This is a genomic window from Kitasatospora sp. NPDC085879, from assembly GCF_040686255.1.
Classification (GTDB): Bacteria; Actinomycetota; Actinomycetes; order Streptomycetales; family Streptomycetaceae; genus Kitasatospora.
Genome location: NZ_JBFBJZ010000060.1, coordinates 38,766 through 49,852 on the forward strand (window position 1 = coordinate 38,766; position 11,087 = coordinate 49,852).

Annotated in this window: 9 protein-coding genes; 5 read left to right on the forward strand and 4 right to left on the reverse strand. The window is 73.2% G+C overall.

The window, feature by feature from the left end:
- Positions 1-70 precede the first annotated feature (70 nt).
- From AB0P35_RS32735 to AB0P35_RS32745, 3 genes are all read left to right on the forward strand, one after another.
- The gene (locus AB0P35_RS32735; RefSeq protein ID WP_363518172.1) at positions 71-2,290 is read left to right on the forward strand and encodes an NADP-dependent isocitrate dehydrogenase; all 2,220 of its coding nucleotides are present in this window, start codon (positions 71-73) and stop codon (positions 2,288-2,290) included.
- Positions 2,291-2,409: 119 nt separating this feature from the next.
- Positions 2,410-2,934 (forward strand): ATP-binding protein, encoded by a 525-nt coding sequence (locus AB0P35_RS32740; protein WP_363518174.1) that lies wholly within the window; start codon positions 2,410-2,412, stop codon positions 2,932-2,934.
- A gap of 154 nt (positions 2,935-3,088) precedes the next feature.
- Positions 3,089-3,712, forward strand: a complete 624-nt coding sequence (locus AB0P35_RS32745) for a TetR/AcrR family transcriptional regulator (RefSeq protein ID WP_218835685.1) — start codon at positions 3,089-3,091, stop codon at positions 3,710-3,712.
- Between the two features lie 22 nt (positions 3,713-3,734).
- Here the strand turns inward: AB0P35_RS32745 and fabG are convergent, their stop codons facing one another.
- Positions 3,735-4,496, reverse strand: a complete 762-nt coding sequence (gene fabG, locus AB0P35_RS32750; RefSeq protein WP_363518176.1) for a 3-oxoacyl-ACP reductase FabG — start codon at positions 4,494-4,496, stop codon at positions 3,735-3,737.
- A 117-nt stretch (positions 4,497-4,613) separates the two neighbouring features.
- The gene (locus AB0P35_RS32755; RefSeq protein WP_363518178.1) at positions 4,614-5,771 is read right to left on the reverse strand and encodes an acyl-CoA dehydrogenase family protein; all 1,158 of its coding nucleotides are present in this window, start codon (positions 5,769-5,771) and stop codon (positions 4,614-4,616) included.
- Between the two features lie 258 nt (positions 5,772-6,029).
- On the opposite strand from AB0P35_RS32755, the gene AB0P35_RS32760 reads away from it, so the two are divergent.
- Positions 6,030-8,279: a molybdopterin-dependent oxidoreductase gene (locus tag AB0P35_RS32760; protein WP_363518180.1), complete on the forward strand. Its 2,250-nt coding sequence runs from the start codon at positions 6,030-6,032 to the stop codon at positions 8,277-8,279.
- Here the strand turns inward: AB0P35_RS32760 and AB0P35_RS32765 are convergent.
- Positions 8,267-8,836, reverse strand: a complete 570-nt coding sequence (locus AB0P35_RS32765) for a Uma2 family endonuclease (RefSeq protein ID WP_095871139.1) — start codon at positions 8,834-8,836, stop codon at positions 8,267-8,269. The two genes, AB0P35_RS32760 and AB0P35_RS32765, sit on opposite strands and share 13 nt — an antisense overlap.
- Positions 8,837-9,031: 195 nt before the next feature.
- On the opposite strand from AB0P35_RS32765, the gene AB0P35_RS32770 reads away from it, so the two are divergent.
- Entirely contained in the window at positions 9,032-10,642 is a 1,611-nt protein-coding gene (locus AB0P35_RS32770) for a serine/threonine-protein kinase (protein ID WP_363518183.1), read from the forward strand.
- Between the two features lie 27 nt (positions 10,643-10,669).
- On the opposite strand, the gene AB0P35_RS32775 is transcribed toward AB0P35_RS32770, so the two are convergent.
- Complete coding sequence (locus AB0P35_RS32775; RefSeq protein ID WP_363518185.1) at positions 10,670-10,885, reverse strand: heavy metal-associated domain-containing protein; 216 nt, start codon at positions 10,883-10,885, stop codon at positions 10,670-10,672.
- Positions 10,886-11,087 lie beyond the last annotated feature (202 nt).

Below are 11,087 nucleotides of genomic sequence, written 5' to 3' on the forward strand. Positions count from 1 at the left end.
CGGTGTCGGGGAGGGCCCCGGACGAGATATCTTGACGTCAAGACGTTGTACACGTGAAGCGGAGTACCCGGTGACTGACTCGACCATCATCTACACGCACACTGACGAGGCCCCGGCCCTGGCAACGTATTCCTTCCTGCCCGTGGTCCAGGCGTACGCCTCGACGGCGGGCGTCAAGGTGGAGACGCGTGACATCTCGCTCGCCGGGCGCCTCATCGCGAGCTTCCCGGAGCGTCTCGCGGAGGGTCAGCGCATCGACGATGCCCTCGCCGAGCTCGGCGAGCTGGCCAAGACCCCCGATGCCAACATCATCAAGCTGCCGAACGTCTCGGCCTCCATCCCGCAGCTGAAGGCCGCCGTCGCCGAGCTGCAGGCCCAGGGCTACGCCCTGCCGGACTACCCGGACGACCCGAAGACCGACGAGGAGCGCGAGACCCGCGCCCGCTACGACAAGGTCAAGGGCAGCGCCGTCAACCCCGTCCTGCGCGAGGGCAACTCCGACCGCCGCGCCCCCGCCTCGGTGAAGAACTACGCCAAGGCCCACCCGCACCGCATGGGCGCCTGGTCGGCCGACTCCAAGACCAACGTCGCCACCATGGGCGTCGACGACTTCCGCTCCACCGAGAAGTCCGCGGTCGTCGCCGAGGCCGGCAACCTCCGCATCGAGCTGCACGGCGACGACGGCTCCACCACCGTCCTGCGCGAGAAGGTGCCGGTGCTGGCCGGCGAGGTCGTCGACGCCTCGGTCATGCGCGTCGCCGCGCTGCGCGAGTTCCTGACCGCCCAGGTCGCCCGCGCCAAGGCCGAGGACGTGCTGTTCTCGGTGCACCTCAAGGCCACCATGATGAAGGTCTCCGACCCGATCGTCTTCGGCCACGTCCTGCGCGCCTTCTTCCCGGACACCTTCGCCACCTACGGCGCCGACCTCGCCGCGGCCGGCCTGAGCCCGAACGACGGCCTCGGCGGCATCTTCAAGGGTCTGGAGTCGCTGCCCAACGGCGCCGAGATCAAGGCCTCCTTCGACGCCGAGATCGCCGCCGGCCCCGCCCTGGCGATGGTCGACTCCGACCGCGGCATCACCAACCTGCACGTGCCGAGCGACGTCATCGTCGACGCCTCCATGCCGGCCATGATCCGCACCTCCGGCCACATGTGGGGCCCGGACGGCCAGGAGGCCGACACCCTCGCCGTCCTCCCCGACAGCAGCTACGCGGGTGTGTACCAGGCCGTCATCGAGGACTGCCGCGCCCACGGCGCCCTCGACCCGGCCACCATCGGCTCCGTCCCGAACGTCGGCCTGATGGCGCAGAAGGCCGAGGAGTACGGCAGCCACGACAAGACCTTCGAGATCGCCACCACCGGCACCGTCCGCGTCGTCGACGCCTCCGGCACCGCCGTGCTGGAGCAGGCCGTGGGCGCCGGCGACATCTTCCGGATGTGCCAGACCAAGGACCTGCCGATCCGCGACTGGGTCAAGCTCGCCGTCACCCGCGCCCGCGCCACCGGCGACCCGGCCGTCTTCTGGCTGGACGAGGGCCGCGCCCACGACGCCCAGCTGATCGCCAAGGTCAAGGCGTACCTGCCCGAGCACGACACCGAGGGCCTGCAGATCGAGATCCTGTCGCCGGTCGAGGCGACCACGTTCTCGCTCGAGCGCATCCGCCGCGGCGAGAACACCATCTCGGTCACCGGCAACGTGCTCCGCGACTACCTGACCGACCTCTTCCCGATCCTGGAGCTGGGCACCAGCGCCAAGATGCTGTCGGTCGTCCCGCTGATGAACGGCGGCGGCCTCTTCGAGACCGGCGCCGGCGGCTCCGCCCCGAAGCACGTCCAGCAGCTGGTCAAGGAGAACTACCTGCGCTGGGACAGCCTCGGCGAGTTCCTCGCCCTGGCCGTCAGCTTCGAGCAGCTCGCCACCAGCACCGGCAACGCCCGCGCCCAGGTGCTCGCCAACACCCTCGACCGCGCCACCGGCACCTTCCTCAACGAGGACAAGTCGCCGAGCCGCCGCCTCGGCGGCATCGACAACCGCGGCAGCCACTTCTACCTGGCCCTGTACTGGGCCCAGGAGCTGGCCCGGCAGACCGCCGACACCGAGCTCGCCCAGGCGTTCGCCGGCCTCGCCAAGACGCTGTCCGAGCAGGAGCAGACGATCGTCGACGAGCTGATCGCCGTCCAGGGCTCGCCGGTCGACATCGGCGGCTACTACCAGCCGGACCCGGCCAAGGCCGCCGCCGTCATGCGCCCGTCGAAGACCTTCAACGAGGCCATCGCCACCCTCGGCTGAGCCACCCGCAAGGCCCCGCGGCCCAGGCACCCCACCCAGGGGCGCCCCACCGCGGGGCCTTGCCCTTTGCGCGGGGGGAAAACCACTCACGGGCGCCCGCACAGCGGTAGCGTCGTCCCGTGATCGTATGGCTCAACGGCACCCACGGCGCAGGCAAGACGACGACCGGTGCGCTCGTGCAGGAGCTGATCCCGGATTCACGGGTGTTCGACGCCGAGAAGGTCGGCGAGACACTCATGGACATCACGCCGGGGCTGCCCCGGACGGACAACTTCCAGCACTGGCCGCCGTGGCGGCCGCTCGTCGTCGAGACCGCCCGCCGCGTACTCGACTACACCGGCGGCACCCTGGTGATGCCCATGACCGTCCTGATCGAGGAGTACTGGCGCGAGATCAGCACGGGCCTCGCCCACCATGCCATTCCGGTACGGCACTTCGTCCTCCACGCCGACCAGGACACCCTCCGTGAACGCATCGCGGGCGACACTGTTGTGGGCCCCGACTCCCCGTTCCGTCTCAAACACCTCGAGCCCTACGCCGAGGCGGCCCGCACGTGGCTGCACGGTGAGGCCGAGGTCGTCGACACCACCCACCTCACGCCCGCCCAGGCAGCCCTGCAGATCGCAGAGGCCGTCAGGAGTTGAGGCCTCCGTGTCGCGCGGTTCCGCCCCCGGCCTTCGGCCGGGAGGTGCCCCCAGCGCCCCTGGTGGTTTTCCCTCCGCGTGTGATCGGTGGGGCCGGGACGCCGTAGAGTCTTCGGTGCAGGTCAGGCCGAATTCAGACGCGGAGGGTCACCCGGTGAGCACCCCACGGACGCCCCAGCGGGCCCGTTCGTCCCACGACCGGGCGGCGACCGAGGAGGCGCTGCGGGCCGCCGCACTCGAGCTGCTGGAGCGGCAGGGCGTCCTGGCCGGGCTCAACCTGCGTGCGGTGGCCGACGAGGCGGGCGTCAACCGCGGCCTCGTCTACCAGTACTTCGGCTCCCGCCGCGACCTGCTGCGTTCCGCCCTGTGGGCGCAGGGCCAGGAGAGCGTGCAGGACGCCGCGGCGGCCGTCTCCGAGGCGCTGCCGCTGCGCAAGCGGCTCTCCCGGTTCTTCTGGACGTCGCTGCGCCGGCCCGGCCCGATCCGGCTGATGGCACTGCTCGTGCTGGACGGCGACGAGCGGCCCCGGCCGCTGCCGCAGCGGGCCGCCGAGCACCGGCTGCTGGAGGCCGAGGCCGAGCAGGGCGGGCTGCCGGTCGACGACCCCGACGCGCTGCACGCGACGATGGCCTCCGCCGTGTACGGCTACGTGCTGCTCCGCGAGCACATGGCCCGGGAGATCGACGTGCCCGTCGAGGAGCTCGACGGGCGGGTGGCACGCTGCCTGGACGCGATGGTGACCCACCGGCGACGGGACGAGACCGCAGGGCCGTCCTGACGCCGGCGGGCCGGGTGCGGGGTCAGCCCTGCGGGCCGCCCGCGACGTACAGCACCTGGCCGGAGACGAAGCCCGCGTCCTCGCCGGCCAGGTAGGAGACCGCACCGGCGATGTCCTCCGGGGTGCCGACCCGGCGGACGGGGATCTGCTGGGCCGCGCCGGCCTTGAGGTCCTCGAAGTCCAGGCCCATCCGGGCGGCGGTGGCGGCCGTCATGTCGGTGGCGATGAACCCCGGGGCGATGGCGTTGACCGTCACCCCGAACGGGCCGAGCTCGATGGCCAGGGTCTTGGTGAAGCCCTGCAGGCCGGCCTTGGCGGCCGAGTAGTTGGCCTGGCCGCGGTTGCCGAGGGCCGACGTGGAGGAGAGGTTGACGATCCGTCCCCAGCGGGCCTCGGTCATGTGCGCCTGCACCGCGCGGGACATCAGGAAGGCGCCACGCAGGTGCACGGCGACGACAGCGTCCCAGTCGTCCTCGCTGAGCTTGTACAGCAGGTTGTCGCGGGTGATCCCGGCGTTGTTCACCAGGATCGTGGGGGCGCCGAGATCCTCGGCCGTCCGGGCGACCGCGGCCGCCACCTGGGCCGCGTCGGTGACGTCGACGCCGACCGCGAGGGCGCGGCCGCCGTCCTTCTCGATCGCCTCGACGGTGCCGCCGCAGGCCGGCTCGTCCAGGTCGCAGACGGCGACGGCGTGGCCGTCGCGGGCCAGGCGCAGCGCGGTGGCCGCGCCGATCCCGCGGGCGGCGCCGGTGACGACGGCGACCTTGGGGTTGCTCTCGGACATGGGTGACTCCTCGGTGGGGGTGGAGGTGGAGAGGGGGGTGGGACGGTGGAGCGGTGGAGCGGCGCTCAGGGGTGGATGCGGGAGACGGCCTAGGCGGCGCAGGGTCGCCGACGGGCCCTACAGGCCGAGGGACTTGGCGACGACCGTCTTCATGACCTCGCTGGTGCCGCCGTAGATCCGGAACACCCGGTTGTCGGTGTAGAGGCGGGCGATCGGGTACTCCAGGATGTAGCCGTAACCGCCGTGCAGCTGGAGGCACTTGTCGATGACCCGGCCGGCCGTCTCGGTGGTGAACAGCTTGGCTGCGGCGGCGTCCGCGACGGTCAGGTCGCCGGTCTCGAAGAGGTCGAGCGCCCGGTCGGTGAAAGCCAGGCAGGCCTCGACCTCGGCCGCGCACTCGGCGAGCACGAACTTGGTGTTCTGGAAGTCGGCGACGGCCCGGCCGAAGACCTTGCGGTCCTTGACGTACGTCACCGCGAAGTCGACGGCGGCCCGGGCCGCGGCGGCCGCGCCGACCGCGATCCCCAGCCGCTCCTGGACGAGGTTGTGGGTCAGGTAGGAGAAGGCCCTGCCCTCCTCGCCGAGCAGGTTCTCCACCGGGACGCGCACGTCGGTGAAGGAGAGTTCGGCGGTGTCGGAGCTGCGCAGGCCGACCTTCTCCAGCTTCCGGCCCACGCGGTACCCCTCGGACTTCGTGTCCACGCAGAGGATGGACAGGCCGGCCCGGCGGTCCTCGGGGCTGGCCGGTGAGGTGCGGCAGACCACCAGGACGAGGTCGGCCAGCACACCGCCGGTGATGAAGGTCTTGGCGCCGTTGAGCACGTAGTGGGTGCCGTCCGCGGAGAGCTTCGCGGTGGTCGCGATGCCCGCGAGGTCGGAGCCGGTGCCGGGCTCCGTCATGGCGATGGCGGTCATGATCTCGCCGGAGACGAAGCCGGGCAGCCAGCGCTTCTTCTGCTCCTCGGTGGCGTACTCCAGCAGGTAGGGCAGGCAGAGGCCGGTGTGGACACTGGAGCCGCCGAAGGACACGCCGGCCCGCATCAGCTCCTCGGTGAGCACGGCCTGGTACTTGAAGCCGCTCTGGCCCGCGCCGCCGTACTCCTCCGGCACCTCGATGCCGAAGACGCCCAGCTCACCGAGCCGGTAGTAGAAGTCGCGCGGCGCGTGGCCGGCCTGCTCCCACTGGTCGTAGACGGGCACGACCTCCTGGGCGATGAAATCCCGGACGACCTCGCGGAAGGCCTCGTGGTCCTCGGTGTACACGGAACGCCGCACGGTGCGCCCTCTTTCCTGGTTCGGGGCCTGCGGGATCGTTCCCGCCGCCGGCCCGCCCTTCTAGCGAAACGCTAAATTACTCGCCGGTCGGCTCCTGGCCAGAGGGTTCGCAGTGTGACCTCGGCCATATCGGGCGCTGACCCGGTGTGCAGATCGGGTGGCGGTCTTCGACCGGACCGGCGACAGCGGGCGGGCCGTGGTTTATCGTTTCGCTAAACCGGCGGCGAGCCGGCGGTGACCGTGGTGATGGGAGTCGGGATGACCGAGAAGGCGTACCGCGTCTGCCCGCTGTGCGAGGCGACCTGCGGACTCGAACTCACCCTGGACACCGGAAGGATCACCGCCGCCCGCGGTGACCGGGCCGACGTCTTCAGCAGCGGTTTCGTCTGCCCCAAGGGCGCAGCCCTCGGCCAGCTCGACAACGACCCCGACCGGATCCGCCGGCCCCTGATCCGCACCGGCACCGAGTACCGCGAGGCCGACTGGGACGAGGCCTTCGCCGCCGTGGAGGACGGTCTCGCCACCGTGATCGGCCGGCACGGACGGCAGGCCGTCGCCACCTACCTCGGCAACCCCAACGTGCACACCCTCGCCGGCGGCCTCTACGCCGGCGCCCTCGCCAAGGCCGTCGGCAGTACCCAGGTCTACTCCGCCAGCACCGTCGACCAGATGCCCAAGCACGTCTCCTCCGGCCTGCTCTTCGGCGACCCGCTGGCCATCCCCGTCCCCGACCTCGACCGCACCGACTACCTGCTGATGCTCGGCGCCAACCCGGTCGAGTCCAACGGCAGCCTCTGCACCGCCGCCGACTTCCCCGGCCGGCTCAAGGCGCTGCGCCGCCGCGGCGGCCGCCTGGTCGTCGTCGACCCCCGGCGCACCCGCACCGCCGCCCTCGCCGACCGCCACCTGCCGATCCGCCCCGGCGCCGACGCCCACCTGCTGGCCGGCCTGGTGCACACCCTCTTCGACGAGAAGCTCACCGCACCCGGCGAGCACCTCAGCGGCGTCGACGAGATCCGCCGGGCGATCCAGCCCTTCCCGGCCGAGGCCGTCGCCGACGCCTGCGGCATCCCCGCCGCCGACATCAGGACCCTCGCCCGCGAACTCGCCGCCGCCCCCACCGCCGCCGTCTACGCCCGGATCGGCACCAGCACCGTCGAGTTCGGCACCCTGGCCAGCTGGCTGGTCGACGTCCTCAACGCCCTCACCGGCAACCTCGACCGGCCCGGCGGCGCGATGTTCCCGCTCGCGGCCCGGCGCCGCCGCGGCACCGGCCGCGGCCGCGGCTTCACCACCGGACGCTGGCACAGCCGGGTCCGCGGCCTGCCCGAGATCAAGGGCGAACTGCCCGCCGTCACCCTCGTCGACGAGATCACCTCCCCGGGCGAGGGGCAGGTCCGCGCCCTGATCACCGTCGCCGGCAACCCCGTCCTCTCCACCCCCGGCGGCCACCGCCTGGACGAGGCCCTCGCCGGACTCGACTTCATGGTCAGCGTCGACCCCTACCTCAACGAGACCACCCGGCACGCCCACGTCGTCCTGCCACCCCCGCCGCCGAGCCGCTCACCCCACTTCGACCTCGCCTTCGGCGACCTCGCGATCCGCAACACCGCCCGCTGGTCCCCGGCGCCCCTGCCACTGCGGGACGGCGAACTCGACGAGTGCCGCATCCTCTCCCGGCTCGTCCTCATCGCCGCCGGGCACGGCGCCGCGGCCGCCGCCGACCCCGACGCCCTCGACGACCGGACCACCGCCGGCATCCTCGCCAGGGCCGTCGCCGACCCGGCCTCGCCCGTCCACGGCCGCGACCCGGCGGAACTCGCCGCCGCCCTGCACGGCGACACCGGCAGCGAACGCCAGATCGACCTGATGCTCCGCCTCGGCGCCTACGGCGAGGGCTTCGGCGCGGACCCCGACGGACTCACCCTCGCCGGGCTGCTCGCCGCACCCCACGGCATCGACCTCGGCGCGCTCCTGCCCCGGCTGCCCGAGGTGCTGCGCACCGTCTCCGGCACCGTCGAACTCTGCCCAGCGCCGCTCGCCGCCGACCTCGGCCGGCTGAGTGCCGCACTCGCCGAACGCGGCGACGGCCTCGTCCTGGTCGGCCGCCGGCACCTGCGCTCCAACAACAGCTGGCTGCACAACCTGCCCGCGCTCACCCGCGGCAGCAACCGCTGCACCCTGCACGTCCACCCGGCCGACGCCGCCGCCCTCGGCCTCGCCGACGGAGGCGACGCCGTGGTCCGCAGCCGCACCGGCGAGGTCACCGCCCCGGTGGAGATCACCGAGGACGTCATGCCCGGCGTCGTCAGTCTCCCGCACGGCTGGGGCCACGACCGGCCCGGCACCCGGATGCGGGTCGCCGAGGCCGTCCCCGGCGTCAACGTCAACATGCTCACCGACCCCGGCGCCGTCGACCCGCTGTCCGGCACCGCCGTCCTCAACGGCGTCCCCGTCCAGATCCACCCCGCCGCCGTCACGGCCCTGACGGCACCTCAGGCCGGGTAGCGGATCAGCTCGCCCGTCGCCAGTCCGAACGAGAACGGTGCCGGGACGGGCACCGTGTCGCCGAACGTGCCGCGCCACTGCCGGTGGTAGACGCCGTTGTCCGGTTCCGAGTACAGCACGATCGCGCCCTCCCGCGGGTCGATCAGCAGGTACAGCGGGATCCGCATCAGCGGGTAGTCGCGGACCTTGCCGACCAGGTCGTTCTCGGGGTTGGAGGGCGAGACGATCTCCACGGCGATCTCGGCGAGCTCTGCGGGAACCTCGCTGCCGCCGAGTTCCACGACGGAGAGCGGGATGTAGGTCAGGTCCGGATTCCGGAGCTTGCCGACGTTCGGCGACGCGAGGTCGGTGTTCTCGCTCGGCATCAGCCCGGCCGGGCGGTGGGCGTCGAACTGCTCCCGGACGACCAGGAGGTTGCGCTGATGGATCACCGACGGCCCGGCCATCATGATGATCTCGTCGCCGGACACCTCGATCTTCCAACCCGAGGGCGGGGTCAGGGTCTGTGCGTACCGGAGCAGCTGCGCGTGGCGCTCGGGGATCTCGAAGTCGGCCATACCGCCAATCCTTCCATCCCGCAGGCCCCGGCACCGGACGGACAGGGCGGCGTCGGCGTGCTGACGGGCCGACGGCCGGGCGGGGTGAGGGCCGGGTGAACAGGCGCAGGCCGGGGCGGGCCGGCCGGTAGAGTGCCGGGGGCGGTGGGGCGTGTCCGGACGAGTCGCGCTTCGGGGGACGTGACGGGAGTGCGCATGCAGGGCGAGCAACTGGACGGCCGGTACCGGCTGGAGGCGGTGCTGGGCTCCGGCGGGATGGGCCAGGTGTGGCGGGCCTTCGACGAGCGGGTCGGCCGGCCGGTCGCGGTGAAGCTGCTGACCGGCGCCGACACGGCCTCCGCGGGAGTGGAGCGGTTCGCCGCGGAGGCCCGGGCCGCCGGCAACCTCAGCAGCCCGCACATCGTCACCGTCCATGACTTCGGCCGGGCCGGGCCCGAGCACGGCGGCGCGCCCTTCCTGGTCATGGAGCACCTCGACGGGCGGGCCCTGGAGGACGTCCTCACCGAGGGGCCGCTGCCGCCGGTGGCCGACGCCCTCGACTGGACCCGGCAGGTCTGCACCGGCCTGGCCGCCGCCCACCGGGCCGGCCTCGTCCACCGCGACATCAAGCCCGCGAACGCCATGCTGCTACCCGGCGGCACCGTCAAGATCCTCGACTTCGGCATCGTCAAGCACGTGTACGAGGACCTCGCGCTCACCGGCACCGGCCACGCCATCGGCACGGCCGCCTACATGGCGCCCGAACAGGCCCGCGGCGACCGCGGCATCGGCCCGGCGGCCGACCTCTACGCCGTCGGCTGCCTGCTGCACACACTGCTGACGGGCCGTCCGCCGTTCACCGGCGCACCGCTGGCCGTCCTGCACCAGCACCTCACCCGGCAGCCCGAGGCCCCCAGCGGGGTGCGGCCCGCCGTCCCGGCCGAGGTCGACGCGCTGGTCCTCGCCCTGCTGGCCAAGGAGCCGGGGGAGCGGCCGGGCAGCGCCGAGGAGATCGCCGGCCGCATCGAGGCGCTGCTCGCGGCCCCGGACCCGAGCCGCCACCCGGTGCCCCCGCCGCCGCCCGTCCACGCCGACGCGGCCGCCACCGCCGTCGTCCCCGGCCGGGCGCCGTCGGCGCCCCCGCACCCGCCGACGGCCCTCGACGGCGCACCGACCCGGGCCACCGCGGGCGGACACACCCCGGTGCCCGAGCCGACCGACCCGCACCCGGCGCCACCTGTGGTGGCCGAGCCGCCGGCCGGCCCGGTGGTGGTGCTCGCGGCACGGGACTCCGCCCTGAACCGCAGCGCGCTCGCGGGGAGCGCGGCGTTCGCCGTCCAGTTGATCGCGTTCGCCTCCTGGCCGGTGTGGTGGGCCGGGCTGCTCGGGGTCCCGGCGTTCTTCGCATTCGTCTTCGTGCTGTCGATGGACCGGCCGACGCCGACGGCCGCGCGGGGCACGGGCGGGCTCTTCGCCGCGGTGGCGGTCACCCTGGTCTCCGGCACCCTGCTGCTGTTCTCCTCGCGGACGGCCTGGTGGATGGCGCTGGTCACGGCCGTGATCCTCTGCGCCCTGCTGCTGGTGCTGCAGCGGCCGCTGGCACGCGGCCTCGGCACGCTGTTCGGCCGCCACGAGGCCGAGGTGCAGATGGCGTCGAGTGCGGCCCTTGCGAACGCCGCGCTCGCCGCCGGCTTCTACGTCGCCGCCGCGGGCCTCGGCGTGCTGAAGGCGGCGGCCCTCGGCCTGCTCACCTGGGGCGCCCTGGCCGCGGTGCTGACCCTGCTGCTTCCCTTCCGCGGACCGGGTGCCGGCCCGGAACCGCGGTAGTGGCCGGCGCGGAGGCGTGAGGACGCGTCAGACCCGCCCGACGAGGGTGAAGCCGGCCTCGCCGACCGTGTTGCGGACGACGGCCTCGTCCAGGTCGGCGGTGGACTCGACGGTGACCCGGCCGGTGGCCGCGTGGGCGTTGACGCCGGTGACACCGGGGAGGGCGGCGAGGCCCGCCGTGACGGTCCGCTCGCAGTGGCCGCAGCTCATGCCTTCGACGCTGAAGACGGCGGTCGTGGACATCGGGGAACCTCCGGGCACGGATTCGGGCGCGGCGGGTCGCCGCGTCGATGCCGACCAGAACAGCGCAGCGATCGCCCGCCGTCACAGGGACACGCCGCCGGTGTGACCCCATCGAGTGGTTTCGCGGCCGACGCCCTGACGTGCGCCCGGCGCGGCGCGGCGCGGGGACGGGAACGGCCGGTGGGGGCGCGGTCGCCGCGCC